Annotated in this window: 27 protein-coding genes and 1 pseudogene; 18 read left to right on the top strand and 10 right to left on the bottom strand. The window is 39.5% G+C overall.

The genetic code is table 11. The annotated features are described in order from the left end of the window. The first annotated feature begins 5 nt into the window (after positions 1-5). A complete protein-coding gene (locus tag ACPC57_RS01400) occupies positions 6-263 on the top strand; it encodes a DUF896 family protein (protein WP_130555170.1) in 258 nt (85 codons plus the stop codon). Between the two features lie 151 nt (positions 264-414). Here the strand turns inward: ACPC57_RS01400 and ACPC57_RS01395 are convergent, their stop codons facing one another. The 4 genes from ACPC57_RS01395 to ACPC57_RS01380 all read right to left on the bottom strand — a co-directional run bounded on the left by ACPC57_RS01395 (position 415) and on the right by ACPC57_RS01380 (position 4,756). After that, complete coding sequence (locus tag ACPC57_RS01395; RefSeq protein WP_434066153.1) at positions 415-1,752, bottom strand: MATE family efflux transporter; 1,338 nt, start codon at positions 1,750-1,752, stop codon at positions 415-417. A gap of 70 nt (positions 1,753-1,822) precedes the next feature. Then, a complete protein-coding gene (locus ACPC57_RS01390) occupies positions 1,823-2,488 on the bottom strand; it encodes a potassium channel family protein (protein ID WP_434066152.1) in 666 nt (221 codons plus the stop codon). Between the two features lie 12 nt (positions 2,489-2,500). Then, the gene (locus tag ACPC57_RS01385) at positions 2,501-3,865 is read right to left on the bottom strand and encodes a TrkH family potassium uptake protein (RefSeq protein ID WP_434066151.1); all 1,365 of its coding nucleotides are present in this window, start codon (positions 3,863-3,865) and stop codon (positions 2,501-2,503) included. Positions 3,866-4,213: 348 nt separating this feature from the next. After that, positions 4,214-4,756, bottom strand: a complete 543-nt coding sequence (locus tag ACPC57_RS01380) for a Gx transporter family protein (RefSeq protein WP_434066150.1) — start codon at positions 4,754-4,756, stop codon at positions 4,214-4,216. Between the two features lie 180 nt (positions 4,757-4,936). Between ACPC57_RS01380 and ACPC57_RS01375 the strand changes: the two genes are divergently transcribed. The 5 genes from ACPC57_RS01375 to menA all read left to right on the top strand — a co-directional run bounded on the left by ACPC57_RS01375 (position 4,937) and on the right by menA (position 10,508). Next, on the top strand, positions 4,937-6,829 hold the full coding sequence (locus tag ACPC57_RS01375; RefSeq protein ID WP_434066149.1) for an FAD-dependent oxidoreductase: 1,893 nt from the start codon (positions 4,937-4,939) through the stop codon (positions 6,827-6,829). A 19-nt stretch (positions 6,830-6,848) separates the two neighbouring features. Then, the gene (locus tag ACPC57_RS01370) at positions 6,849-7,838 is read left to right on the top strand and encodes a polyprenyl synthetase family protein (protein ID WP_434066148.1); all 990 of its coding nucleotides are present in this window, start codon (positions 6,849-6,851) and stop codon (positions 7,836-7,838) included. Between the two features lie 94 nt (positions 7,839-7,932). After that, on the top strand, positions 7,933-8,430 hold the full coding sequence (locus ACPC57_RS01365; RefSeq protein ID WP_434066147.1) for an FMN-binding protein: 498 nt from the start codon (positions 7,933-7,935) through the stop codon (positions 8,428-8,430). A gap of 73 nt (positions 8,431-8,503) precedes the next feature. After that, positions 8,504-9,553 carry an FAD:protein FMN transferase gene (locus tag ACPC57_RS01360; RefSeq protein WP_434066146.1) on the top strand — a complete coding sequence of 350 codons (1,050 nt, stop codon included), beginning with the start codon at positions 8,504-8,506 and terminating at the stop codon, positions 9,551-9,553. After that, complete coding sequence (gene menA, locus ACPC57_RS01355) at positions 9,546-10,508, top strand: 1,4-dihydroxy-2-naphthoate polyprenyltransferase (RefSeq protein ID WP_434066176.1); 963 nt, start codon at positions 9,546-9,548, stop codon at positions 10,506-10,508. The genes ACPC57_RS01360 and menA overlap by 8 nt, the downstream gene beginning before the upstream one ends. A 29-nt stretch (positions 10,509-10,537) precedes the next feature. Here menA and ACPC57_RS01350 read toward each other — a convergent pair whose 3' ends face one another. From ACPC57_RS01350 to ACPC57_RS01325, 6 genes are read right to left on the bottom strand one after another with little or no spacing between them, the layout of a single operon-like run. Then, complete coding sequence (locus tag ACPC57_RS01350) at positions 10,538-10,969, bottom strand: NusG domain II-containing protein (RefSeq protein WP_434066145.1); 432 nt, start codon at positions 10,967-10,969, stop codon at positions 10,538-10,540. Between the two features lie 52 nt (positions 10,970-11,021). After that, positions 11,022-11,366: a hypothetical protein gene (locus ACPC57_RS01345; protein WP_434066144.1), complete on the bottom strand. Its 345-nt coding sequence runs from the start codon at positions 11,364-11,366 to the stop codon at positions 11,022-11,024. Then, positions 11,356-11,700 (bottom strand): MFS transporter, encoded by a 345-nt coding sequence (locus ACPC57_RS01340; RefSeq protein WP_434066143.1) that lies wholly within the window; start codon positions 11,698-11,700, stop codon positions 11,356-11,358. Before ACPC57_RS01340 ends, ACPC57_RS01345 begins: the two co-directional genes overlap by 11 nt. A 12-nt stretch (positions 11,701-11,712) precedes the next feature. Beyond that, positions 11,713-12,795, bottom strand: a complete 1,083-nt coding sequence (locus ACPC57_RS01335) for a DUF3278 domain-containing protein (RefSeq protein ID WP_434066142.1) — start codon at positions 12,793-12,795, stop codon at positions 11,713-11,715. 10 nt (positions 12,796-12,805) lie between these two features. Continuing rightward, a complete protein-coding gene (locus ACPC57_RS01330) occupies positions 12,806-13,006 on the bottom strand; it encodes a hypothetical protein (RefSeq protein WP_434066141.1) in 201 nt (66 codons plus the stop codon). 13 nt (positions 13,007-13,019) lie between these two features. Beyond that, the gene (locus tag ACPC57_RS01325; protein WP_434066140.1) at positions 13,020-13,208 is read right to left on the bottom strand and encodes a helix-turn-helix transcriptional regulator; all 189 of its coding nucleotides are present in this window, start codon (positions 13,206-13,208) and stop codon (positions 13,020-13,022) included. 267 nt (positions 13,209-13,475) lie between these two features. Here ACPC57_RS01325 and rsmH point away from each other — a divergent pair, with 267 nt between their 5' ends. The 12 genes and pseudogenes from rsmH to ACPC57_RS01265 all read left to right on the top strand — a co-directional run bounded on the left by rsmH (position 13,476) and on the right by ACPC57_RS01265 (position 25,578). After that, on the top strand, positions 13,476-14,426 hold the full coding sequence (gene rsmH, locus ACPC57_RS01320; RefSeq protein ID WP_434066139.1) for a 16S rRNA (cytosine(1402)-N(4))-methyltransferase RsmH: 951 nt from the start codon (positions 13,476-13,478) through the stop codon (positions 14,424-14,426). 10 nt (positions 14,427-14,436) lie between these two features. After that, complete coding sequence (gene ftsL, locus ACPC57_RS01315) at positions 14,437-14,760, top strand: cell division protein FtsL (RefSeq protein ID WP_434066138.1); 324 nt, start codon at positions 14,437-14,439, stop codon at positions 14,758-14,760. Next, positions 14,760-17,009, top strand: coding sequence for a penicillin-binding protein PBP2X (gene pbp2X, locus ACPC57_RS01310; RefSeq protein WP_434066137.1), 2,250 nt, complete (start codon positions 14,760-14,762; stop codon positions 17,007-17,009). Before ftsL ends, pbp2X begins: the two co-directional genes overlap by 1 nt. 1 nt (position 17,010) lies before the next feature. Next, the gene (mraY, locus tag ACPC57_RS01305; RefSeq protein ID WP_130554669.1) at positions 17,011-18,009 is read left to right on the top strand and encodes a phospho-N-acetylmuramoyl-pentapeptide-transferase; all 999 of its coding nucleotides are present in this window, start codon (positions 17,011-17,013) and stop codon (positions 18,007-18,009) included. A 135-nt stretch (positions 18,010-18,144) separates the two neighbouring features. Next, positions 18,145-18,929, top strand: a pseudogene (locus ACPC57_RS01300) (hypothetical protein). Positions 18,930-19,008: 79 nt separating this feature from the next. After that, entirely contained in the window at positions 19,009-20,352 is a 1,344-nt protein-coding gene (locus ACPC57_RS01295) for a DEAD/DEAH box helicase (RefSeq protein ID WP_216807102.1), read from the top strand. A gap of 18 nt (positions 20,353-20,370) precedes the next feature. Beyond that, positions 20,371-20,595 (top strand): DUF4059 family protein, encoded by a 225-nt coding sequence (locus ACPC57_RS01290; RefSeq protein ID WP_130554666.1) that lies wholly within the window; start codon positions 20,371-20,373, stop codon positions 20,593-20,595. 12 nt (positions 20,596-20,607) lie between these two features. Next, positions 20,608-21,525 (top strand): thioredoxin-disulfide reductase, encoded by a 918-nt coding sequence (gene trxB / locus ACPC57_RS01285; RefSeq protein ID WP_434066136.1) that lies wholly within the window; start codon positions 20,608-20,610, stop codon positions 21,523-21,525. 9 nt (positions 21,526-21,534) lie between these two features. After that, the gene (locus tag ACPC57_RS01280) at positions 21,535-22,074 is read left to right on the top strand and encodes a YceD family protein (protein WP_434066135.1); all 540 of its coding nucleotides are present in this window, start codon (positions 21,535-21,537) and stop codon (positions 22,072-22,074) included. 95 nt (positions 22,075-22,169) lie between these two features. Further along, complete coding sequence (gndA, locus tag ACPC57_RS01275; protein ID WP_434066134.1) at positions 22,170-23,597, top strand: NADP-dependent phosphogluconate dehydrogenase; 1,428 nt, start codon at positions 22,170-22,172, stop codon at positions 23,595-23,597. Positions 23,598-23,678: 81 nt separating this feature from the next. Continuing rightward, complete coding sequence (locus ACPC57_RS01270) at positions 23,679-24,368, top strand: response regulator transcription factor (RefSeq protein WP_217374725.1); 690 nt, start codon at positions 23,679-23,681, stop codon at positions 24,366-24,368. A gap of 79 nt (positions 24,369-24,447) precedes the next feature. Continuing rightward, positions 24,448-25,578, top strand: a complete 1,131-nt coding sequence (locus ACPC57_RS01265) for an AI-2E family transporter (RefSeq protein WP_130554661.1) — start codon at positions 24,448-24,450, stop codon at positions 25,576-25,578. The last annotated feature ends 103 nt before the right edge of the window (positions 25,579-25,681 follow it).

The following is a 25,681-nucleotide window of genomic DNA, read 5'->3' as shown; positions in this document are numbered from 1 at the left end:
AAAAGATGGAACAAGCAAAAATCAATCGGATCAATGAATTGGCTAAAAAGAAAAAAGCTGGTACCTTGACACCAGAGGAAAAAGTTGAACAGGCTCAGCTCAGGGAAGAATATATCGAGGGATACCGTAGAGCAATCCGTCATCATATTGAGGGGATTAAGCTGGTTGATGAAGATGGCAACGATGTGACGCCAGAGAAACTTCGTCAAGTCCAACGTGAAAAAGGCTTGCATGGCCGTAGTTTAGATAATCCAAATTCCTAAATTTGTATTACTAAAAAAATAAGTGAAAGACTAGGTTTTCTAGTCTTTTTTTTTACCATCAGCTACGCTATGCTTTGGAATGTCCTTCATATCCAATTTCTACGAAAATGCTATTTTAAAAACGCATGACATAGGTCATGCGTTTTTTAGATTAAACAGTCTCTCCTTTTTTTAGTTTGCGGGAGAGGATAATTGTGCTTGGGATGAGAACTAAAATACTTCCTATCCAAGCTGCCGGGTTGGCGGCGGCAACTCCATAGAATCCGAATAATTGGAGCCCGATAATTGCCACCCCTGCTCGCATGATAAGTTCACCAAATCCGGCTAAGGTTGGAATGAAACCTTTACCTAAACCTTGAACGAAGCTACGAATAATAAAGAGAATGGCCAAAATCCAATAACAACTGCCATTGATTATGAAGTAGCTCAATGCGAGAGAGCGAACTTCTGAACTTGCCTCTGGCAAAAACAAACTAGAGAAGAAACTATGGAAGATAACCAGTAGTATTGCATAAACAATCGACCAGGCAATATCAATCCAAAGCGCTTGTTTGAGTCCTTCTAAAATCCTGTTGTACTCTTTTGCACCATAGTTTTGAGCAGTGAAAGTGGAGACTGCTAGACCTAAATTAATCATAGGCAGCATAGCTAACTGGTCGGTTTTACTAGCAATGGCTTGAGCAGCAATGGCTTGAGTTCCTAGCTGATTGAGCATTGCTTGAAGGGTAAGAGCTCCAATTGCAATAATACTTGCCTGAAATCCCATGGGGAAACCAACCTGTGCATGCTTTTTCAAATTATCTTTATCTAACTTCCAATCAGATTTTGTAAGATGAAACTGAGGAATTTTTCGTTTAATATGAAAGAGAAGGTAGAGGACAGAAACTGCTTGAGCGGTAACGGTAGCAAAACCAGCGCCAAATACACCCCACCCAACATTTAAAATAAAGAAAAAGTCGAGAATAATATTGATGATACAAGCCAGTATGAGAGCTATAAGTGGAGTGGTTGAATCACCTAAACTCCGAATTGCAGCGGACAAATAGTTATATAAAATGGTAAACACCATTCCACCAAATATAGCAACCATAAATGCATAAGAATGCTCGATTAAATTTACTGGTGTTTGTAACAATTCTAGAATAGGTCGTAGAAAAATGAGCGAAAGGACAGTTAATACTAGACTAACAAGAATGGAATAGAAAACCCCATGGACAAAACTGTGGCGGAGGCCAACAGTATCCTTAGCCCCAAAACGCTGTGCGGTAACAATGGCTAGCCCACTGGTCAATCCTTGAGCAAAACCTACAATTAGAAAGATAAGGCTACCGGCCGTCCCTACACTGGCAAAAGCTTCCTCACCCAGGGTGTGGCCGACAATCATGGAATCGGCAAAATTATAAGCTAGTTGAAAAAAAGAACCGATTAAGAGAGGAAGAGTGAAACGCAAAATAACAATGATTGGTCTTCCTTTAGTTAAATCATTCATAAAATCTCCTGAAAAGGTGCAAAGTATAAGCCCACTAACATTCCGATAAAGCTGGGTTAGCGGGCTAGGTTTAGTCGGTTAAATCTTCAAAGTGGTCAATGGTATTGTGGTCTGTAACTGCTGTAATCAGCTCATCTTCATTGAAAACATAATCAGGTGTCAATTGAATGTTTAATTCCTGATTTTCTCCACAACGGTAGCCGATGATATTCATTTTGTAGTTTTGACGTAATTGCAATTCCGCCAATGTTTTTCCAATCCATTTTTTGGGTGGTCTGAATTCAACAATAGAAACGTTACCACCTAATTCAAAAACACTAGTAGTATTGCGGTGAATTAAATGTTTAGCAAGAGAGATACCTGTTTCTCTTTCTGGTGAGATTACCTTGTCCGCACCGATACGTAATAAGATTTCTTTTGCAGTGGTACCTTTAACTTTGGCAATGACCTTAGGCACACCTAACATTTTGCTGTGCATTACAGCAAGAACGCTAGATTCTAGGTTGTTACCTGTAGCAACGACTACAGCATCACAGTTTTGGATACCTGCAGCACGCAACAGTGATCTATCCGTGATATCTCCCACTACGCCCCGTGTTAGGATAGACTCGAGTTGGTTAATCTGTTGTTCATGGTTATCGACAGCGATGATGTTACAATCATATTTGTATAACGTTTTGGCAATGGTAGTCCCGAAAACGCCGAGACCTAAAATTCCTATAGTGTAAGTTGACATTTTTTTCCCCTATTAAACTAACATAGATGATTTGGCATATTTTAATCCTTCTTTTTTCGAAATTTTTCGAATGGAAAGATTGGCTAAGATAGATAGTGGTCCAATACGACCAAAAAACATGAGGGCAATGATAATAGCTTGTCCAGCCATACTCAAGGTTGGAGTTAAATTGGCAGTAACACCAACAGTCGCGAGAGCAGACATGACTTCGAACATTAAGAAAATAAGTGGTTTATCAGCATCGGTCACTGCGATCGCAAAGAGACCAGCAAGGAAGACCATTAAGAAGACAGAGAAGGTAGCAAATGCTTTACGAATTGTTAAAATATCTATCGTGTGTGACATGAAATTTGTATTCGGCAATCCTAAAATTTCGCTACGAGCATATAAAATTATAGTGAGAAAGGCGGTAATTTTGATCCCCCCGGCAGTACCTCCAGGAGCTCCGCCAAGCATCATTTGAAAAATATAGATAAGTAGGGTAACTGGTTCCGCTTTTGTGAAGTCAATACTTGCAAAACCAGCAGTCCGCATGGTAACAGTTTGGAAAAAACTAACAAGTAATTTTTCCCAAAATGGGAGATTTCCAATAGTATCAGGGTTATTCCACTCTGTAACAAGTGTTAGTAGTGTACCAGCAGATAAAATGATTGCTGTAATAGCAAGAACGACCTTGGTATGAAAACGTAATTTTTTAAAGTATCTTTTTTTAAAGTGTCTTCTGGATAAAATTTGTGTTTGAAAATCAAACCAGACGGAAAAACCTAGTCCCCCCATAATAATTAAGGCAGCTAAAGTGAGATTTACTAATGGATTATCAACATAACGGACAATACTTGTCGCACCAAAATTATCAAATCCTGCATTACAAAATGCAGAAACAGCGAGAAAAATGGAATTGAATATTCCCTGTTGCCAGCCAAAATCTGGAACGAACTGAAATGTTAGAATGAGAGCACCTAGAGATTCAATGGCCAAAGTGAAAGCGAAAGCAGATTTGATAAAGCTACGAAAGTACTTGGTATCAGAACGAGATAAGGCTTCTTGGAGCGTAGCCATATTCATGAAATCTATCTTTCGACCGCCACGAAGAGCAAACAAGCCAATGAAACCAATAAGACTGAGGCCACCAACCTGAATCAGAAGAATACAGATAATCTGACCGAATATGGAATAGGTTTCAGAAACAGCTTGAGTAAACAAACCTGTTACGCAGACCATGGAGACTGCTGTAAAAAGATGATCCCAATAAGTGGCGACGGAGCTATCAGCTTGCGAAATAGGTAAGCTGAGTAAGATGGAACCGACCAAAATCACGAATAGAAAGCTAAACATAATTCGTTGACCTGGAGTTAGTTTGATAGATAAAAAAGACATGATATTCCCTTTTGATAATTAAATATGAAGCTATTGTAGCACAAATAGATGAAAAAGGTAAGAAATAATGAATTAAAATGTTTATGAAATTATCAAGAAAATTAAGGGATTTTATAACCTGTTGAAAACCAGTTTTGTAAAAGGTTACATGCAGAAAATTCAGACGATAGATTGTCGATTATTCTGCTAAAATAATAATGATAGGCCACTTGGTAACAAAAAAAGTCAACTCATTTTGTGAGCTGACTTTGTATCATATTAATCGGAACTGATTATCAAGCAGTTGAATATATACTATTGGCTAATCTATATGCATTAGGTTTTTGCATTCAGATTAAATGAAGAAAGCTATTTCCACTCAGCTAATATTTTTTGGTGATAGTAACGAAGAGGACCTACTTTTTCAAGCAAGTAAGTGGCGGCCAATCCTACCAGAAAACCAGAAAGTATTCCGCTAAAAGAGAGTATCGGAAGATAGTTCAATACATAAAAAGAGCGAGCGATGGTAGCAAAAACAATCAATTGACCGACATTGTGCATCATGCCGCCCAGTATGGAAATGCCAATTGGACTGACCCGACGAGGGCCGAGTTGTTTTGCAGATAACATTACAATATAGCTTAGAGTCACTCCGGCAAAACTATAGAGAAAAGTGGAGAAAGTACCACCTAGAAAAGTTGAAATAAGTAAGCGTAGCGAAACCACTTTTACACTATCTTTCGCAGGGAGTGTAAATATTGCAATCAAGCTGATGAGGTTGCCAAGGCCTAGTTTAGCGCCAGGGGCAAAAGAGAAAGGTGTGGGGGTTAATCGTTCAACTACCGAAATTACGACAGCTTGTGCAGCTAACATCGTAATAAAATTTAAGGTTTTACGTTTGGAATTCGTCATTGACTTTTGAAATATTCTTTCTTGGCGTTATTTTCTTACTAGTTATCTTACATTTTTTTTCGCTACCATGCAAGTATGCAGATATACCACTAATTATTGAAAAACGCTTGTAATGTATAAGATATTAAGATATAATGATTTTGTTATAAATTGTTGCTTTTTTCACAAGGAGGATTAATTGTGACGAAAAATATCGTGATTGTCGGTGCTGGGTACGCAGGGATTGCAGCAGCTCGACTATTAGGGAAAACGCTTAAGAAAAACGAAGATGTAAGCGTCACCTTGATTGATAAAAACTCTTTCCATACTTACATGACAGAGTTGCATGAAGTAGCTGCAGGACGTGTGGAAGCTAATGCAATCAAATATGACCTACAACGTATCTTCAAAAAATATCCAAAGGTTCAGTTGGTTACTGATAAGGTTGTAGAGATTGACTACGACAAAAAACAAGTCGTTGCTGAACACCAAACCTTGGAATTTGATTATTTGCTACTTTCTATGGGTGGTGAGGCTAATGACTTTGGTGTCAAAGGTGTCAAGGAACATGGTTTCACTTTATGGTCTATTGAGGCAGCTGAGCGTTTGCATAACCACATCATTGATGCTTGCAACCGTGCCATGCGTGAACATGATGAAACAAAACGACGTGCCCTTCTGACCTTTACAGTTATCGGCGCTGGCTTTACTGGTATTGAGATGATCGGTGAGTTAATTGATTGGGTACCAATTTTGGCGCGTGAGTTCAAGTTGGATCCGAAAGAATTCTCACTCAAGGTTGTTGAAGCAACGCCAAATATCTTGGCTATGGTTACTGAAAAAGAACAAGTCAAGGCTCGTAAATACCTTGAGAAAAAAGGCGTTGAATTAGTACTTGGTGATTGTGTTGCGAGTGTTCAAGAAGATAGCTTAACATTGGCTTCTGGCCGTCAAATTCCAACCTACACTTCTATTTGGACTGCAGGGGTTCAAGCAAATTCTGACGCTAGTGAATTCGGTATTGAAAAAGCACGTGCAGGTCGCCTAATTGCCAATGAATTTATGGAAGCCAAAGGCAAAGAAAATGTCTATGTGGCTGGTGACTTGGTTTACTTTGAAGAATCAGAAGGAAAACCGACCCCTCAAATCGTTCAAGCAGCTGAACAAACTGGTCATACTGCAGCAAGCAATATCATCGCAGCGATTAACGGCGGAGAAAAGCACAGTTATAAAGGCAAGTATGATGGTTTTATGGTATCTATCGGATCACGCTATGGTGTTGCTTTCTTGATGGATAAATACCATATGTCTGGTTTCTTTGCTATGGCAGTGAAGCATATGGTTAACTTGCTATACTTATTTACTATCCGAAGTTTCTTCTACATGGGATCTTATGTGCGTCATGAGTTCTTTGATATTAAAAATAAACGGAACATCTTTGGTGGACATACTTCTGGTAAGGGCAATCTTTTATGGTCAGTACCGATGCGTTTATTTTATGGATCAGTTTGGCTCTATGAAGGTGTGAAAAAAGGGTTTGGACTATTTGGAACAACGTCATGGTTTGGTGATCAAGTTGTCTTCCCATTCCCATGGTTAGCTGATCCAGTTTCTGGAGCTTCTGCAGCAGAGACAGTTTCAAACGCTTCACAAGCTGCTACTACCGCAGCGGAAGTAGCAGAACCAATTTTTGGATTGAGCTACGCCTATGGTGAAACACCGATGACCGTTTTAGAAAAAATGCCTGACTGGTTTGCGTCAATTATGGAATTCATGATACCGAACCAAGAAGTTGCGCTCTTTATGCAAAAATTCATGACTATTGCAGAAATCGGAATTGGTTTAGCCTTGATTGCAGGAGCATTTGTATGGATTGTATCTGCTGCAACAGTAGCTTTAGTAGTTATGTTCAGCTTATCGGGTATGTTCTACTGGGTAAATATTTGGTTTATCCCAGCAGCAATTTCATTAATGAATGGTGCAGGTAGAGCATTTGGATTAGATTATTGGATTATGCCATGGTTAGGTCGCTTCCTTGATAAGATCATTTATGGGAAGCCCAAGCATATTTACAGCATCAAGGATAATAAATAAAGGAAATTTTAACAGTTAAGTGGTACATCAAATTTGGGATGCCCACCCAGACATTAAAAGGGGGCTTGAAGAGGTTAAAACCATCATCTTATCAGAGATGATGGTTCTGCATCCAGCAGTAAAAACAAAGATTGTTGAGTATGTAGAGGCACCTGGTAAATACTTGCGTGCTGGCCTTTGTCTGCTCTTTGCACAGATGAAAGAAGGGCAAATTCATCAATCTAAGTTGTATTTTGCTGCTTATCTTGAAGTTTTACATCTAGCAACCCTTATACATGATGACGTGATCGATGGGGCAGATAAAAGACGGGGAGTTATCACGGTCCATCAGCAATTTTCAAATCGGATTGCAATCTATACTGGTGATTATCTTTTGGCCTATTCAGGCCGTTTGTTGGCCAAGGGGTTACGGTTACAAGATCTATCTCAGGAAGATATGAATTTAGGCAATGATAAACTCATGGAAACCATTTTAAGAGGAGAGTTGTCTCAATTAATGAATCAGTTTGATACAGAAATGACTATGAAAGCCTATCTCAAACAAATACAAGGGAAGACAGCATTTCTCTTTGGTTTGTCATGCCAATTGGGAGCTTTTGTGCCAGGACAGTCGAAGAAAGAAAGTGGACTAGCATTTCGAACTGGTCAAGCCCTTGGTATGGCATTCCAAATCCGAGATGATTTAATTGATTACCAATTGGATGTTAGAGTATCTGGTAAGCCTCAATTGCAGGATCTTCAAAATGGTATTTATACAGCTCCACTCTTGTTTGCAATGAGAGAAAATAAGTCAATTCGCTCAAACTTGGTAGACTACATTCAAACTCCTACTCCACAAGCTCTCGCTGATTTGGCAAATAAAATAATGACAACAAATGCAATTGACGAAACTGAGAAACTCATTGATTCCTATATTAAAAAGAGCAAATCTTTTGCGAATCGCTTGGGATTTTCAGAAAACAAATGCTTATTTGACTTAATAGAAAACGTATTCAAAAAATACTTCTAATTTGTGATTTTTTTATCAATATAGACTAGACAGATAGAAGAAAAAGTTATATCATTATAGTATAGTTATTAACATAAAACAAAGGAGTTTTATCATGAAAAACACAAAATGGATGTTGAAAAGTTTGTTAGTTCTCGGTGCTGCTGTAACTTTGGTAGCATGTGGTGCTAAAGAAGAATCAACAACAGCATCATCAACAGCAGAAACAACTACTTCTGAATCTTCATCAGCATCAGCTTGGAAAGATGGTACTTACAAAGCTGAGTCAGGATTTGATGAACGCGGTTGGAAATTTGTTCACGAAATCACTATCGAAGGTGGTAAAATTACAGCTTCAACTGCTGATTACGTGGACAAAGATGGTAATTTGAAATCAGAAAATGCTGAATACAATGCAACAATGAAAGAAAAATCAGGTGTATCTTCTGCAGAAGCTACAGATAAACTTGATGAAGAACTTCTTGCAGCACAAAGTGCAGATGTAGAAGTAGTTTCAGGTGCAACAACTACTTCTGAAAACTTCAAAAAATCAACTGAGGCACTTTTGAAAGCTGCTGAAGAAGGAAATACAGATACAATCATACTTGACTAATATCAGTCAGTAAAATGAAGGCACAGTAGCCCCAGGCTGGCTACTGTGTTTTTCTATTAGAAAGGAAGAGTTAATGAAAAAGGGAATCCGTTTATTTATAATTTGTATTGCCACATTTCTCCTAGTAGCATGCGGAGCTAAGAAAACGGAAACGTTACCTGTCGTAAAAACTCCATTGACTCGTAGCGAGAGTCTACTACATACAGTAGTGCAATTGAGTATCTTTCACGATGATCAAGAGGAAGTGATGGATGAGGCAATCGTCTATATCAAGGAAATGGAAAGTCTGCTGTCAACGAATTTGGATGGTTCAGATGTTTATCGGATCAATCAGTCGGCTGGAAAAGAAGCTGTCAAAGTAGATTATCGGACTTTTGAAGTAATTGAGAAAGCTATCGAGACTAGTGAAGAGAGTGATGGTTTATTTGATATTTCAATCGGTGCTGTGACTAATCTCTGGAAAATCGGGGATGAAGATGCACGTAAACCCAGCGATGAAGAAATACAGGCTGCTTTGCCATATATAAACTACAAGGATATCGCTCTGGATAAGCAAAACCAAACAGTCTATATCAAGAAAGGAATGACCTTAGAACTTGGGGCTATTTCAAAAGGATATATTGCGGATAAAGTGAGAGAGTTGTTTGAAAGTAAAGGGATTACTACAGCCATTATCAACCTTGGTGGGAATGTTGTAGTCATGGGTGACTCACCGAAAACACAAAAAGGATGGAACGTTGGCGTTCAAGATCCGGATCAAGTTCGAGGGGCCACGGTTGGCTCAGTTCCAGAGACACATGATTCAGTCGTTACATCTGGTATTTATGAACGGTATATTGAGGTAGATGGTGTAAAATATCACCATATTTTAGATCCTAAAACAGGTTATCCTGTAGAAAATGACATTTCAGGAGTCACAGTTTTTTCAAAAACCTCGGTTCAAGGAGATGCCTTGTCTACAACTCTTTTCTTGCTCGGTGTTGAAAAAGGACTTGCTTTCATCAACCAAATGGATGGAGTTGAAGCGGTCTTTATTGATAAGGAGCACGGTGTTCATCTGAGCGATGGGCTTAAAGATAGCTTTGAATTAACGAATGAGGAGTATCATCTTGTCAGTGAATAAATCAAAGAACGGGCTTAGTTTACCCGTATTTCTAGAATTTGTCGAAATCAAAACAAAGGTCGCCAGTGTCTTTCCTATGACACTGGGGCTTCTATGGGCAGCTTATCGCTATCAGACTTTTAATTGGTTGAATACGCTGTTGTTTGTCCTGGCAGTACTGAGTTTTGATATGTGCACGACCGCAATAAACAATAGTATGGATTATCATAAGGCAAAAGATGAAGCCTATCGTCAAGAAAGTAATGTGATTGGGAAGTTTTCGCTTGATTTTCAGCAAATGATTGGTATTATTTTTACCTTACTTATTTTTTCCATCCTGATTTCTTTATTGCTTGTCTGGCGTACAAGCTGGCTACTCTTGCCAATGGGGGCGCTATGCTTTCTCATTGGAATCTTTTATACATTTGGTCCTATTCCATTGTCGAGAATGCCACTGGGGGAAGTCTTTTCTGGAATAACTATGGGATTTGGAATTTTCTTTTTCGCTGTATTTATTCAGCAACCAGATTTGCTATTGACAAGCCAGGTGAGCGGTCAGTGGATGACTGTACAATTCTCTTGGATAAGGATATTGGAAATCATTTTTATGTCCATTCCGTTAGTTACTTTGATTGCTAATATCATGTTGGCTAACAACACCTGTGATTTAGAAGAAGATATTCGCAACCATCGCTACACCTTGGTCTACTACATCGGGAAGAAAAATGCTTTGAAACTATACTTTGTCTTGGCAAGTTTACCATGGTTGCTGTGGCTGTTGTACTGTTTGACAGGTTTCTTGCCATTCTGGGCATTGATTGGTTTGCTTGGTCTAGTACCTGCTTATCATAGTTTGGAACGATTCTTGAAAAAGCAAGTGAAGGGCGAAACTTTTATTGAAGCAGTAAAAAGTTTTGTTCTCTTTTCAGGAGTATATGTGCTTACGCTGCTAGTAGCCCTTATATTTAATAAATAAGACACAGCCTATTGACTGTGTCTTATTTATTATAATGGTAAAATGAGTTCCTCTTCTTCCTCAGAGTTGTCCCCACCGACAGCTTTAATTTCAATCATGAGATTGTGAGGCAGACAAACGGAAAGTTCACCTGGTTGGCTAATCCAGCCAGTCATCACAGCAATCTGGTCAGGACTATTGTCCTCTTTGTCACGAATCCGTTCGCCATCAACTTCAATGATGTTGTATTGTCCTTCGTTTGGATAATAGGTAATTTCTTGATGTGGAGTATCTTTTGATAATTCAAATTGATCGACGACCTCACCGTTTATCCTAACATATGCAATGATTTTAGTTTCATTTGATTGTGACGTTAAACGCGTGTATGTAAAAATCGCTGGGACAAAGGATAATAGAAGGGTCAGTCCAATTAATAGATAGTCAAATAATTTGAATTGTTTGAGAATGGATTTGAATGTCATATACAGTCTATTGTATAGAAAAAAACTTACTTTGTAAAATGTTGGATACAGATTACTTTTTCGATTGTTTGAAGAGTAGGATGGCTAACATTCCCCAAAATCCAGCTAGAAGCGGTTTGATTTGTCCAGTGAAAAAACCAATGGAGAAGGTTAGGGCAAAACCTGCAATGAGAAACCAGAGCAGTGGTTTACGATAAAGATGGATAGCTTCTTGGACAGCATTTGCTTCTGGACGGGTAGTTTGCCAGTCACTATTCAAGATTGGAAGTATAGTGAACAGTAAGATAAAAATTGGTGGATTGTCCCCAGTCAGGTAGCTATGTATATACAGGCTGCAAATTGCTGTATAGGAGAGAACAAACAAAGTGAGTATGAGTTTCGGTTTGTTAACGTTCATCTGTTTTCTCCTTTTTGAAATAAATCCGATAAAGAATAGACAGAGCAAATCCAGCAGGAAGTATGAGGATATGTGGTTTGACATGTCCTAGCCAAATGCCCACGGAATAGGTCAAGGTCATGGCAAACAGGGCAAAGATGGCTTGGATGATATAGTAGCGTTTTTCTTCTTCTGTTTTAAAGGATCTGACAATCTGAATGGCTGGTAACATGAGCAAGAATGAACCGCTAATCGGCTCATTGACCATGTAAGAGTAGATGAAGAATGCAGAAAATAAAGCATAAAATAGAACAAAAACTCGACAGGTTTGTTTGGGTGTAAAAGGTTTATTCATTGGGTCTGCTCCTTATTTTTTCTTGGCAGTATCTGCTTCCAGTTTTTGCAGATAGGCAATGGCAGACAGGGCTAGACTGGCAAAGAGGCCCATCATGCCACCGAAGAGGAGGGATTTTATGTGGAAGATGGAATCCAGTAGGGGAAGTTGGAGGCTAAAGAGGTCTGCCAGCCCAGCAAAGAGGCTAGATAGCAGTGCAACTCCCAGTCCCCAAAGAATTGGGTTAAGGGGCCGACCTTGTCTTTCCTCAGGGCTAAGCTCATCCAAGTCATATTGGGGCAAGTCAGCATGGAGGGTCTGCATATTGACGATACCTAGCAAGATAAAGCTAAAGAGAGCAATTATCATTGGATAATAGGTAGCCACCTCCAGAGGATAGCGGTAGGCTAGGAAGTAGGCGATGGCATTTCCGAGAGCTAGGAAGTAGAAGTAGTAGATAAAGGCCTGTCCGCCGATAGCATCAGCCTCGGCCCGTCGGTATTCGTCTAAAGGACCGCGGATACCATAAAAACGTTTAATCATATTTTTGATCCACTTGGGTTCTTCTTTTGAAATAGCAGAGCTGATAGTTAGGTTTTCTGCCTTTTTCATGCGCTTGCGTAACATGATTTCAAGAGCAATGCCCGTGAAAATACCACCTAGACAGGCTGCAAGGAATTTTCGGAGGTCAAATAAATGGTCGAGCGGGTTGAGCCCCTCCATCCAGGCACCAAAAACAACAGTCCAAATGTACATAACGGCAGTGAAATAGAGGGCGAATTTGATACTTGCTCCTTTGAGCTGCTTCTGTTCCTTACTAGTCAGTTCTTCTACATCTAAACTGTCCACTTGGTTGTGACGCATCTTGGATGTCATATACATACTGGCGGAAAGAGTGGATAGGAATAGAGCCGTTGGATAGCCATAGGCAACGACTTCTGGGTAGCGTTTGGATAGAGCGAGTGCCAGTAGGTTAAGAGCCATGGTGCCCCAAAGGAGCAGGATAAAGCAGGTATTGCCTAGTCGGAAGGCTTCTTTTTTGCGAAATTCATCCAAGGGCCCTGCGATACCGTAAAATCGTTTGATTAATTTATCTTGAAAGGTTTCTTTTTTCATAAGCAGCTCCTTATTTTTGATCGAACAATGGTAAGATGTAAACAAAGCCTAAGAAGTAGATGGTCCCAGCAATCAGCACTTGTAGCCAAAATTTTGCTTGGCTGATGGTGTGCAAGATTTCTGCTCCGCTATTGCCCCAAAGCTGAAAGAGGTCAAAGAGCGGGATAAAAATAAGGGTAGAGATAAGAGCTTGACGTATATTCTTTTTCATGATATTTTCCTTTCTATTCATTCCAAAAGAGGCTATTGAGATCGGTCTGTAAAGCTTTGGCTAGGTTGATACAGAGGTCTAGCGAGGGATTGTATTTGTTGTTTTCAATCATGTTGATGGTTTGCCTGGATACGCCGATGGCTTTGGCTAGATCCAGCTGGGAAATACCTAGCAGTAGGCGATAATTTTTGACACGGTTCATGGGTTCTCCTTTCGTGTAAAATATATGCGACATTCTATTGTAAAGAGAGAGGATAGACTAGCTATCCTTATGCACAATGCCAATTATATGCGACGGTTAGTTGTGAAAAAATGAGGGAGACCTCTCTGTTGATGTCAACTATATGCGACATACTTCTTTACTGTTAGTATATACCTGTTCATATAAGTTGTCAACTATATCTGACATATTTTTTGTAAAAAGTTTGCAACATCTTTTTGATTTAATTTGTGGTACAATAGAAAAGATATGACCAAGGAATTTAATCACACAACTGTTCTCTTGCATGAGACAGTCGATATGTTAGACATCAAACCAAACGGAATTTATGTAGATGCAACGCTGGGTGGAGCAGGGCATAGTGAGTATCTGCTCAGTCAGTTGACGGATGGTGGGCATCTTTATGCCTTTGATCAGGATCAGACTGCTATTGATCATGCTCACATTCGCTTAGCATCCTATATTGAAAAGGGACAAGTGACCTTTATTAGGGACAATTTCCGCAATCTCAAGACTCGCTTGGCGGAGCTAGGTGTAACAGAGATTGATGGAATTTGTTATGATTTAGGAGTATCTAGTCCACAGTTGGATGAGCGGGAGCGTGGCTTTTCTTACAAACAAGATGCTCCGCTCGATATGCGGATGAATCGTGAGGGACATTTGACAGCTTATGATGTGGTCAATAACTATGACTATCACGACTTGGTACGGATTTTCTTTAAATACGGTGAGGATAAATTTTCCAAGCAGATTGCTCGTAAAATTGAGCAAGCGCGTGCAATAAAACCAATCGAAACAACGACAGAGTTGGCTGAATTAATCAAATCAGCTAAGCCTGCGAAAGAGCTAAAGAAAAAGGGTCACCCTGCCAAGCAGATTTTCCAAGCTATTCGGATTGAGGTCAACGATGAATTGGGAGCGGCAGACGAATCTATCCAGCAGGCCATTGACTTATTGGCTCTGGATGGACGGATTTCTGTTATTACCTTCCATTCTTTAGAAGATCGTTTGACTAAACAACTCTTCAAAGAAGCGAGTACAATTGATGTTCCAAAAGGCTTACCATTTATTCCAGATAACTTGAAGGCGCCACTTGAATTGGTCAATCGTAAGCCTATCTTACCGAGTCAAGAAGAATTAGATGCAAATAATAGAGCGCATTCAGCCAAATTGCGTGTAGCTAAGAAAGTACATAAATAGGAGAGAATCTATGTTGCAAGAAACACGTAGAGAAGCTACCATGAGGGTCATTGGTGATAAAATAAAAACATTTGATCGCGTTGAAAAAGTATTTTATACCAGCATTATTCTATCGGGAATTATTTTAGCAATTGCGATTGTCTTTTTGCAAACAAGGCTCTTACAAGTTCAATCAGAAATGGCTAAGGTCAACCAAGAAATTAGTCAAAAGCAAGTTGAAATTGATGATGCAAAACAAGCTGCCAACGAATTACTGCGTTCGGCAAGATTGATGGAGATTGCTGAGAAGGCAGGACTATCTTTTAATAATGATAATATTGGAGTAGCAGAGTAATGCCCAGAAAAAACAATAAACTCTTGCGATATGTCTTGAAAAATCGCTATATTCCTTCCAAAAATCGGCGGAGAGTAGGACAAAGTTTACTGATAGTGTCGATTTTTGTATTTTTTATTTTCCTGATTAACTTTGCGATTATTATAGGAACGGATTCAAAGTTTGGTGTTGATCTTTCTGAAGGAGCGCAAGCAGTCCATCAAAAAGAAGTGATCATACAGGCGAAACGTGGAACCATTTATGATCGCACAGGGGTTCCAATTGCAGAAGACTCAACAACCTATACGGTTTATGCGATTATTGACAAGGAATATGTTTCTGAGTTAAAAGAAATCTTGTATGTCCAGTCGTCCCAATTTAATCAAGTTGCACAAGTATTTAATCAGTATCTTGGAATGGAGGAGGATTATGTTCTTAAGCAATTAAATCAACAAGATTTGAATCAAGTCTATTTTGGTACTTTAGGAAAAAACATTTCCTATAATACTATGACTACGATTCAAGAAAAGATGAAAGCTGCTGGAATTGAAGGAATACATTTTAACGCCAGTCCTGGTCGAATGTATCCAAATGGAAACTTTGCTTCTATATTTGTTGGATTAGCCAATCCGGTTGAAAACTCTGATGGAAGCAATAGTTTGCAAGGAGTAAGTGGTTTAGAATATTATTTAAATGATATTTTGGCTGGACAAGACGGTAAAGTTGTGTATGAAAAAGATAGTCAGGGCCGTGTTCTTCCAGGAACTGAAGAGGTCGTGACTGAGACAATTGATGGTCAAGATGTATACACTACTCTGTCTGCAGATTTGCAAAGATCGCTTGAAACAAATATGGATACTTTCTTTAACAATGCTAAAGGTAAGTATGCAAATGCCACCTTGGTTTCTGCGAAAACTGGTGAAATTTTAGCTACAACACAACGCCCAAGTTACGACCCAGATACAAAAGAAGGGCTTGGTGCTGAAGGACTGCTAGAACGCTCCTTGCTATATCAAGAAGCTTATGAACCAGGATCGACTATGAAAGTTCTTACTGTAGCATCGTCTATTGATAACGGAACTTTCGATCCAAATGAAACTTATACCAACAATGAATATGTGATTGCAGACGCAAAAATTAATGACTGGACACTTAATGCTGGATACTCTGCGGTCACACTAAACTTTGCACAAGGCTTCTCTCTGTCCAGTAACGTTGGAATGACACTGCTTCAACAAAAAATGGGTGATGACAAGTGGTTAAATTATTTAACAAAATTCAGATTTGGTTACCCAACACGATTCGGAATGGGAGATGAGGCGCCAGGATTGATTCCAGAGGATAATATTGTAACTATTGCGATGTCATCTTTTGGACAAGGTATATCGGTCACCCAAACACAGATGCTTCGCAGTTTTACAGCAATTGCCAATAACGGCATTATGTTGGAACCCAAATTTATTTCTGCATTGTATGACCCGAATACAAATTCGGCTCGTTTTTCAAAAGTAGAAGAAGTTGGGAACCCAGTTTCAGAAAAAGCCGCTGATGATACACTTGGCTATATGATTAATGTTGGGACAGATCCTGTTTACGGAACACTATATTCACATACTTTACAAAGTCCATCTATCGTGGTTGATGGCTATGATGTTGCAGTCAAATCTGGTACTGCGGAGATTGCCAGTGAAGATGGGCAAGGGTATATCAAGGGTGCCTATATTAACTCTGTAGTGGCAATGGTACCTGCTGAAGATCCAGAATTTATCATGTACGTAACTATTAAACAACCGGAATCACTTAATGTTATGTCATGGCGAGACATTGTCAATCCAACTTTGAAAGAAGCTATGTTGTTGAAAGATAGTCTCAACTTAGATTCAAGTGCACCAGCTTTGGCACAAGTCTCAACGGAATCAGAATACCAGTTACCGAATGTAATTGGACAAACACCAGGTGAGACTGCTGAGGAGCTACGTCGCGAATTGATTCAACCGGTTATTCTAGGAAATGGATCAGAGATTAAAAAAGTCTCTGTAGAAGTCGGCAGTAATGTTGCAGCAAATCAACAGATTCTCTTGTTAACCAATAAATTTGAAGAAATGCCTGACCTTTATGCCTTAACCAAAGAGAATATGGATCTTTTTGCAGAATGGACGGGTATTGAGGTGACCTATAAGGGTACTGGTTCAAAAGTGGTTGATCAGAGTGTTGAAGTTGGAACTGCTTTGATGAATACAAAGAAAATTACAATTACTTTAGGAGACTAACATGCAATTTGCACTTATGTCAGGATTGGTTGCTTTTTTGGCAACTGTTCTCTTAATCCCACAATTTATTACTTTTTACCAAGCTAAACGCATTGAAGGACAACAGATGCATGAAGATGTCAAGCAACATCAATTTAAGGCAGGAACTCCGACGATGGGGGGAACTGTTTTTCTAGTAGTTGCGATTCTGGTTAGTTTTATCTTCGCAGCAACGACTCACATGTTGACTGGTGGCGTTATTGCCATTCTATTCATTTTAGCCCTTTATGGTTTGGTGGGATTCTTGGATGATTTTCTGAAAATTTTCCATAAAATTAACGAAGGCTTGAATCCGAAGCAAAAGCTTGCCTTGCAAATCCTTGGTGGCATTGTCTTCTACTTTGTGCATGTTCGAGGAGCTGGTGGGGGTGAACTAAACGTATTTGGCTATATGCTAAATCTGGGAGTTCTCTATTTTCCTTTTGTACTATTTTGGTTGGTTGGCTTTTCAAATGCTGTCAACTTGACCGATGGTATTGATGGACTTGCCTCTATCTCAGTTGTCATTAGTTTATTAGCATATTCTGTTATTGCTTATAAAGAACAGAAGTTTGATATTCTTTTAGTCTGCTTGACCATGATTGGTGGTTTGCTTGGATTCTTTGTTTACAACCACAAACCTGCCAAAATATTCATGGGAGACGTAGGAAGTTTAGCGCTCGGAGGTATGTTGGCGACAATTTCGATCGCTCTCCGTCAAGAATGGACTCTCCTCCTTATTGGCCTGGTCTATGTCATTGAAACATCCTCTGTTATGTTGCAAGTTTCATATTTTAAATACACCAAAAAACGCTTTGGAGAAGGTCGTCGTATTTTCCGTATGACTCCTTTCCATCACCATTTGGAGCTTGGAGGATTGACCGGAAAAGCTGAAAAATGGAGCGAATGGAAAGTTGACTTTTTCCTCTGGTCAGTAGGTCTCATCATGAGCTTGATTACCCTAGCTATTCTTTATCTATAAAAATCAGAAACAGCAGAAATGCTGTTTTTTTACCTTGACAAATATGGTTGAGGGGTAAAATGGAGAGAGAATTGATGGAGGATGGAAATGGAACAATTCAATCAAGAATAGTTATATGGAGTGGTTATTCAAATCATGACAGCTGCTAGTCAACTTCCTATGGTTAAAGTCAATCGGGAAGGAATTTTGAAGACTCGTTTTAAAGATAGTCCCTATCTAGATAAAATTATTGCGGATGGACCAACGGCGGTGTTCACTACAAAAGCTTTGCGTAAGGAAGCTGAAAAAATCATTAATGATATGACTATGAAAACATCTTTGATTTCTTTCGCAGCTGGTTTACCGGGGAATCCATTTACAGCGGTGGCGGCAGGTACTGCTGATATAGTTCAGTATTTTGGTTTTGCCTTGAATTTGTCGCAACAAATCGCTTATCTTTTTGGTGAAGATGAATTATATGTTGGTGAAGGGAAGGAAATTTCAGAAGAGGTTCAAATCTGCATTATTGCCTACATTGGTGTCATGTTTGGAGCAGCTGGTTCAGCAGTTCTTCTCAATAAAGTATCCAAGACAGTCGGAGCTAATATCGGTAAAAAAGTAGCTATGGAGGCTTTAAGCAAGACAACTTGGTATCCCTTGGTGAAAAAGGTAGCCGCAGTGATTGGTGTGAAAATTACCAAAAAGACTGTTGAAAAGACCATTGCCAATGCAGTTCCTATTTTGGGTGGTCTGATTTCAGGAGGTTTGACCTATTTTACTTTCCAACCAATGGGTGGTTTGTTAGCTGATACCTTTGTAAAAAGTTAAATGGTGATTTCGATAGCGAACTAGAACTCAGCGAATCCTTCAAGGCTAGTTTGGCAGAGGTAAAAGAACTAGGTATTATCGAGGCAGAATTTACTGAAGTAATTGAGAGTTAATGAGGGCGGGTATCCGTCCTTTTTGCTTGTCCACCTAAATCGTGCTATAATAGGGGGAAATACAACTAAAGAGGAAACTATGAAATTTACAGATATGAAGCTCAAGCCTTATCTTCAAGAGGCATTGAAAGAAATAAACTTTGTCCAGCCGACAGAAGTTCAGGAAAAATTGATACCGGTTGTTTTGTCAGGGCGTGACTTGATTGGAGAATCAAAGACAGGATCAGGGAAAACCCATACCTTTTTGATTCCAATTTTTCAAAAATTAGATGAAGAAGTAGACCAAGTTCAAGCAGTTATTACGGCACCATCGCGCGAATTGGCAACCCAAATCTATCAGGCAGCTCGTCAGCTGGCTAGTCATTCTGAAACCGAAATTCGAGTCAGCAATTATGTAGGTGGTACAGACAAGAATCGTCAGATTGACAAGCTCCAAGCTGGGCAACCCCATATAGTCGTTGGAACACCGGGTCGGATTTATGATTTGGTGCAATCTGGAAATCTTGCTATTCACAAGGCGAAAATCTTTGTAGTGGATGAGGCTGATATGACACTGGATATGGGTTTTTTAGAAACAGTGGATAAAATTGCTGGAAGTTTGCCTAAAGATCTTCAATTTATGGTCTTCTCAGCGACTATTCCGCAAAAACTGCAACCATTTTTGAAAAAATACTTGTCCAACCCAGTTATGGAACAAATCAAGACCCACACTGTGATTTCTGATACGATTGAAAATTGGTTGATTTCGACAAAGGGTCGTGACCGTAATGCTCAGGTTTTAGAGGCAACCAAGCTCATGCAGCCTTATTTGGCAATGATTTTTGTGAATACTAAGACGCGTGCGGATGAATTGCATAGCTATCTGACAGAAAACGGTCTTCGTGTTGCAAAGATTCATGGGGACGTTCCGCCACGTGAGCGGAAACGAATCATGAATCAGGTGAAAAACTTAGACTATCAATACATTGTAGCGACCGACTTGGCTGCTCGTGGTATAGATATTGAGGGTGTCAGCCATGTCATTAATGATGCCATTCCTCAGGACCTTTCTTTCTTTGTACACCGTGTCGGTCGTACAGGACGTAACGGTTTACCGGGTATTGCCATTACCCTTTATCAACCGAGTGATGACGAAGATATTCGAGAATTAGAAAAACTAAATATAAAATTCTTACCTAAAGAAATGAAAAATGGTGAGTTTGTTGATACCTATGACCGTGATCGTCGTGTAAACCGTGAAAAGTCTCGTGAAAAACTAGATTTGGAAATGATTGGTTTGGTCAAGAAGAAAAAGAAAAAAGTCAAACCAGGCTACAAAAAGAAAATTCAGTGGGCTGTCGATGAAAAGCGTCGGAAGAACAAACGGGTTGAAGCGCGTGCTAAAGGCCGTGCGGAACGGAAGGCGAAACATCAAACCTTTTAAGAGTACTGAGGGAATACAATGTTACAAAATATTTTAAGCTTTTATTTACAAGGACTCTTGATCGCAGCGATTTTTGTTATTGTGATTAGTTTTATTTGGTTTTTAATCCGCGCTAGCAAGGGCGTAGATAAGACCTTACAAGAACGACACGACTTTTTATTTGATTTACTGATGATTAATGTTATGACGATTCCGATTGTGGCTTTTGGAGTCGTCAGTATCATTTTGATGATAAAAGTATAGAGGGAAAGAATCATGTACGATACAATTGTAATTGGTGCAGGCCCAGCCGGGATGACAGCAGCGCTGTATGCGGGGCGGAGCAATCTAAAAGTGGCCTTATTAGAACGTGGTATATATGGCGGACAGATGAACAATACCGCTGAAATCGAAAACTATCCGGGTTACGACCATATATCAGGTCCCGCCTTGGCGGAAAAGATGTTTGAGCCTCTGGAAAAATTTGGAGTGGATCATATTTTTGGAACCTTGATTCGAATTGAAGAGGATGGTTCTATTAAAAAAGTTATCACTGAAGATGGCGTTTTGGAAACCAAGTCAATCATTCTGGCTATGGGTGCAAAACATCGCTTGCTTGGTGTGCCTGGAGAAGATACTTACAATAGCCGTGGTGTTTCATACTGTGCAGTTTGTGACGGTGCTTTCTTTAGGGGTCAAAAACTCTTGGTTGTCGGAGGTGGCGATTCTGCGGTAGAAGAAGCTTTATTCTTGACTCAATTTGCCGAGTCAGTGACCATTGTTCACCGAAGAGACCAGCTTCGTGCTCAAAAGGTTATTCAAGACCGTGCATTTGCCAACGAAAAAATAAATTTTATCTGGGATAGCGTAGTGGAAGAAATCAAGGGTGATGACCTTCGCGTGCAAAGTGTTGTTATTAAAAATGTAAAAACAGAAGAAGTCAGTGAACTTGATTTTGGTGGCATCTTTATCTATGTTGGTTTGGATCCGATGACAGAATCGGTTGTAGATTTAGGAATTACGGATGAAGCTGGCTGGGTCGTTACAAATGAAAAAATGGAAACGAGCAAAGCTGGTATTTATGCCATCGGCGATATTCGCCAAAATCAACTTCGTCAAATTGCAACTGCAGTTGGAAATGGAGCAGTTGCTGGACAAGAAGTTTACAACTACATCACAGAACTAGTTGAATAGGGGAATACAATGTTTCATATTTATGATATTCGGAAAAATCCAGATGGTATTTCCTTCGAAAAGACCTTGGATTTACATGAAGAATTGCAGGCACGAAATAGTGAAGTTCTAGGATTGTCACCTGTACAAGTATCTGGTAATGTTCGATTTGAGTCAGGCTTGTTTTTTTTAGATTATCAGATGACCTATGATATCACCTTGGCTTCTAGTCGTTCACTACAACCAGTGGTTTTACATGAGGCTCAAAAGGTCAATGAGCTGTTTGTAGCTAACGAAGCCGTACTCAAAGAACAAGTTTTGATTGATGAAGATATGGTTTTAGTGGTGGAGAATGATCAGATTGTCCTAGATGAAAGCGTGGCGGATAATATCTTGCTAGCTATTCCAATCAAGGTATTGTCACCTGATGAAGAAGCTGAAAAGGACTTGCCGGCAGGTCAATCATGGACATTGATGACAGAAGAAACCTTCCAGCAGCAAGCACAAGAAAAGAAAGAGGCTAATAGCCCCTTTGCTCAATTGCAAGGACTATTTGAAGAGGATGAATAGTCCAAGCCTTTGGATGGTTAAATTTTCAGAAAATTCTTGTCAATTTTGGGTTTTCGGTGTATAATGAAAAAGATACTAACAAGAGGAGTAAACTAATGACAAAAGCAAATTTTGGTGTTGTAGGGATGGCTGTTATGGGCCGCAACCTTGCGCTTAACGTTGAGTCACGTGGCTATACAGTAGCTATTTATAACCGTTCTGCTAATAAGACTGAGGATGTGGTGGCAAGCAACCCTGGAAAAAACTTGGTACCTAGTTATGATGTAGAAAGCTTTGTTGCTTCTATTGAAAAACCTCGCCGTATCATGTTGATGGTTCAAGCTGGACCTGGTACAGATGCAACAATCCAAGCATTGTTACCACACTTGGATGAAGGCGATATCTTGATTGATGGCGGTAACACTTTCTATGAAGACACAATCCGTCGTTCTAAAGAATTAGCAAACTCAGGAATTAACTTTATCGGAACAGGTGTATCTGGTGGTGAAAAAGGTGCTCTTGAGGGTCCTTCTATCATGCCTGGTGGTCAAAAAGAAGCCTATGAGTTGGTAGCAGACGTTTTAGAAGAAATTTCAGCAAAAGCCCCAGAAGATGGTGCGCCATGTGTTACATACATTGGTCCGGATGGTGCTGGTCATTATGTTAAAATGGTTCACAATGGTATCGAGTATGGAGATATGCAATTGATCGCTGAATCATATGATTTGATGCAACATTTACTCGGCTTGTCTGTTGATGAAATGGCTGATATTTTCACTGAGTGGAATAAGGGTGAATTAGATAGTTACCTGATTGAAATCACTGCGGATATCTTGAAACGCAAAGATGATGAAGGCCAAGATGGACCAATCGTTGATTATATTTTGGATGCTGCTGGTAACAAGGGTACTGGTAAATGGACTAGCCAATCATCACTTGATTTGGGTGTGCCATTATCATTGATCACAGAGTCTGTATTTGCTCGTTATATTTCTACATACAAAGAAGAACGTGTGGCTGCAAGTAAAGTGCTTCCAAAACCAAGTCCGTTTGCCTATGAAGGGGATACGGCTGAATTGGTTGAAAAAATCCGTCAAGCCCTCTACTTTTCAAAAATTATGTCTTATGCACAAGGCTTTGCACAATTACGCGTAGCATCTAAAGAAAACAACTGGAACCTACCATTTGGTGAAATCGCAAAAATCTGGCGTGCGGGTTGTATCATTCGTGCTCGCTTCTTGCAAAAAATTACAGATGCATACGGCCGTGATGAAGATTTGGCAAACTTGCTTTTGGATGAATACTTCCTTGATGTAACAGCGAAATACCAACAAGCTGTTCGTGATGTTGTTGCTTTGGCAGTTCAAGCAGGAGTTCCTGTACCAACTTTTTCTGCAGCGATTACATACTTTGATAGCTATCGTGCTGAAAACTTACCAGCCAACTTGATTCAAGCACAACGTGATTATTTTGGTGCTCACACATATAACCGTAAAGACAAAGAAGGTGTCTTCCATTACGACTGGTATAGCGAATCAAAATAAGAATAGATGGGCGTGAGAGCGCCCTTCTTTCTAGTCATGATTCGATTCCTAAACCATGTAACTATAGAAAAAGGATGAACAATGGCTAAGAAAATTTTGATTGCTGGGAAAGAGCGTAATCTTTCACATTTTGTTTCCATGGAACTTCAGAAGAAGGAGTATATCGTTGATTATGCTTCAACAGGGAAAGAAGCTTTATCTCTAGCTCATGAGACAGACTTTGATTTGGTTTTGATGAGTTTCCAATTATCCGATATGTCCAGCAAGAAGTTGGCTAAGGAGCTTCTTGCAATCAAACCTGCTACGGTGATGATTGTAGTTGTCGAACCAACAGAAGTGGCTGACCATGGGGAAGATATATTGACGTATGCGGTATTTTACGTTGTGAAGCCATTTGTTATTAGTGACTTGGTGGAACAAATTTCCGATATTTTCCGTGGTAGAGATTTTATTGAAACGAATTGTAAACAGGTTCATTTGCATGCGGCCTATCGAGATTTAAAAGTTGATTTTCAAAACCGAACGGTCACTCGGGGAGATGAGTTAATCAACTTGACACGGCGAGAATATGATTTGCTGGCGACGTTGATGAATAGTCCGGAACCAGTTAGCCGAGAACAGCTTCTTGAACGGGTCTGGAAGTATGAAGCGGCCTCTGAAACCAATGTTGTGGATGTCTATATCCGTTATCTTCGTGGAAAATTAGATGTTCCAGGACAGGCTTCCTATATTCGGACGGTACGTGGTGTTGGCTATACCATGAGAGATTAGAGACAAGAGAGAGTGTAAAGCTCTTTCTTTTTGTTTCTACCTATGTTAGAATGGTATAGATTGTAAGGAGTATGAATCTATGAATTCGAAATTGAAAGAGCAGTTGATTTTGCTCATTTTTGCTGGGCTGGTCTTATTAACAGTTTTAAATTGGTCAACAGTTTATAGCGGAATCTTAACGGTACTTGGGAGCATGAACTCACTTCTTATTGGTGGACTTTTTGCCTTTATATTAAATGTTCCAATGAAAAAAATAGAGGACTTGATTGAAAAAGTTTCTTTTTTAAAAAAATCCAAGCGAGCTCTTGCCATCTTGGGTGTACTCATTGCCTTCATCTTAATCGTCACAGGACTGGTTCTTATTGTTCTACCAACGCTTGTAACAACTGTATCGGAATTAGTTTCCGTTAGCAGTACAGCCGTTCCAAAATCGATCAATGCTTTAACAGCATTTTTACAGTCTTATGGCCTGCTATCTGGTCAGATTGGTGAACAAGTTACGAGTCTATTGGATCAATTGAAGAATTTGACCTTTGTATCCAGTCTCGTGACGCCGATACTTTCTGGACTCGTCTCAAATGTGACAGGGATTTTCTCAAATACAATGACGTTAGTCATGGCTTTCTTCTTTACCTTAGCCATTTTGGGTAGCAAGGAACACTTACTATCTATGACACAAAAATTATTACAAGCTATCCTACCGACAAAAGCTGTCAAGGTAGTCAATTATATTGGAGCAGTGATTATTGATACCTACGATCGATTCTTGATGAGCCAGATTGTCGAAGCGTGTATCATCGGGGTTTTGGTATTTGTAAGTTACTCTGTTTCAGGAATCCCTTATGCAAGCATGGCTGGGATCTTAACAGGTGTATTGTCCTTTGTGCCCTATATTGGTCCATTTTCAGCATGTCTAATCAGTGCTCTCTTTGTTGCTGTTCAAAATCCATTGCTGGCTCTGTGGTCTATTGTACTCTTCCAAATTATACAATTAATTGAAGGAAATGTGATCTACCCCCGTGTTGTCGGGCAGTCTGTAGGACTTCCTACTGTATTTACTTTGACAGCAGCATTGATAGGTGGTAATTTATTTGGTCTGTTAGGTATGGTCTTCTTCACACCGATCTTTGCAGTTGTTTATCGATTGGTAAAAGAATGGGTATATAGTCGACTAAAAACAAAAAATCAGATTTTGAAGGAAAGTGAATAAATACGCTTTCTTTTTTTGTTACATTGGTAAGTGTCTAGAGTTTTGAGAAATAGAAAATTGTACCAAGAGAACGGAGAAATCCGTTCTCTTTTTCTGTTGTTTT

The organism is Streptococcus sp. VTCC 12886 (assembly GCF_049893425.1).
Classification (GTDB): Bacteria; Bacillota; Bacilli; order Lactobacillales; family Streptococcaceae; genus Streptococcus; species Streptococcus suis_AA.
This window is presented reverse-complemented; position numbering and strand designations above follow the sequence as displayed.

Excerpts from the sequence above, each read along its gene's own strand:
- ACPC57_RS01380 (WP_434066150.1), bottom strand. The coding sequence starts at position 4,756 with ATGACGAATTCCAAACGTAAAACCTTAAATTTTATTACGATGTTAGCT.
- ACPC57_RS01345 (WP_434066144.1), bottom strand. The coding sequence starts at position 11,366 with ATGAACGTTAACAAACCGAAACTCATACTCACTTTGTTTGTTCTCTCC.
- ACPC57_RS01400 (WP_130555170.1), top strand. The coding sequence starts at position 6 with ATGGAACAAGCAAAAATCAATCGGATCAATGAATTGGCTAAAAAGAAA.
- ftsL (WP_434066138.1), top strand. The coding sequence starts at position 14,437 with ATGTTGCAAGAAACACGTAGAGAAGCTACCATGAGGGTCATTGGTGAT.
- ACPC57_RS01290 (WP_130554666.1), top strand. The coding sequence starts at position 20,371 with ATGTTACAAAATATTTTAAGCTTTTATTTACAAGGACTCTTGATCGCA.
- ACPC57_RS01385 (WP_434066151.1), bottom strand. The coding sequence starts at position 3,865 with ATGTCTTTTTTATCTATCAAACTAACTCCAGGTCAACGAATTATGTTT.
- ACPC57_RS01280 (WP_434066135.1), top strand. The coding sequence starts at position 21,535 with ATGTTTCATATTTATGATATTCGGAAAAATCCAGATGGTATTTCCTTC.
- ACPC57_RS01330 (WP_434066141.1), bottom strand. The coding sequence starts at position 13,006 with ATGAAAAAGAATATACGTCAAGCTCTTATCTCTACCCTTATTTTTATC.
- pbp2X (WP_434066137.1), top strand. The coding sequence starts at position 14,760 with ATGCCCAGAAAAAACAATAAACTCTTGCGATATGTCTTGAAAAATCGC.
- ACPC57_RS01360 (WP_434066146.1), top strand. The coding sequence starts at position 8,504 with ATGAAAAAGGGAATCCGTTTATTTATAATTTGTATTGCCACATTTCTC.
- ACPC57_RS01270 (WP_217374725.1), top strand. The coding sequence starts at position 23,679 with ATGGCTAAGAAAATTTTGATTGCTGGGAAAGAGCGTAATCTTTCACAT.
- trxB (WP_434066136.1), top strand. The coding sequence starts at position 20,608 with ATGTACGATACAATTGTAATTGGTGCAGGCCCAGCCGGGATGACAGCA.
- ACPC57_RS01395 (WP_434066153.1), bottom strand. The coding sequence starts at position 1,752 with ATGAATGATTTAACTAAAGGAAGACCAATCATTGTTATTTTGCGTTTC.
- ACPC57_RS01265 (WP_130554661.1), top strand. The coding sequence starts at position 24,448 with ATGAATTCGAAATTGAAAGAGCAGTTGATTTTGCTCATTTTTGCTGGG.
- ACPC57_RS01325 (WP_434066140.1), bottom strand. The coding sequence starts at position 13,208 with ATGAACCGTGTCAAAAATTATCGCCTACTGCTAGGTATTTCCCAGCTG.
- rsmH (WP_434066139.1), top strand. The coding sequence starts at position 13,476 with ATGACCAAGGAATTTAATCACACAACTGTTCTCTTGCATGAGACAGTC.
- mraY (WP_130554669.1), top strand. The coding sequence starts at position 17,011 with ATGCAATTTGCACTTATGTCAGGATTGGTTGCTTTTTTGGCAACTGTT.
- ACPC57_RS01335 (WP_434066142.1), bottom strand. The coding sequence starts at position 12,795 with ATGAAAAAAGAAACCTTTCAAGATAAATTAATCAAACGATTTTACGGT.
- ACPC57_RS01350 (WP_434066145.1), bottom strand. The coding sequence starts at position 10,969 with ATGACATTCAAATCCATTCTCAAACAATTCAAATTATTTGACTATCTA.
- ACPC57_RS01365 (WP_434066147.1), top strand. The coding sequence starts at position 7,933 with ATGAAAAACACAAAATGGATGTTGAAAAGTTTGTTAGTTCTCGGTGCT.
- ACPC57_RS01390 (WP_434066152.1), bottom strand. The coding sequence starts at position 2,488 with ATGTCAACTTACACTATAGGAATTTTAGGTCTCGGCGTTTTCGGGACT.
- ACPC57_RS01295 (WP_216807102.1), top strand. The coding sequence starts at position 19,009 with ATGAAATTTACAGATATGAAGCTCAAGCCTTATCTTCAAGAGGCATTG.
- ACPC57_RS01340 (WP_434066143.1), bottom strand. The coding sequence starts at position 11,700 with ATGAATAAACCTTTTACACCCAAACAAACCTGTCGAGTTTTTGTTCTA.
- gndA (WP_434066134.1), top strand. The coding sequence starts at position 22,170 with ATGACAAAAGCAAATTTTGGTGTTGTAGGGATGGCTGTTATGGGCCGC.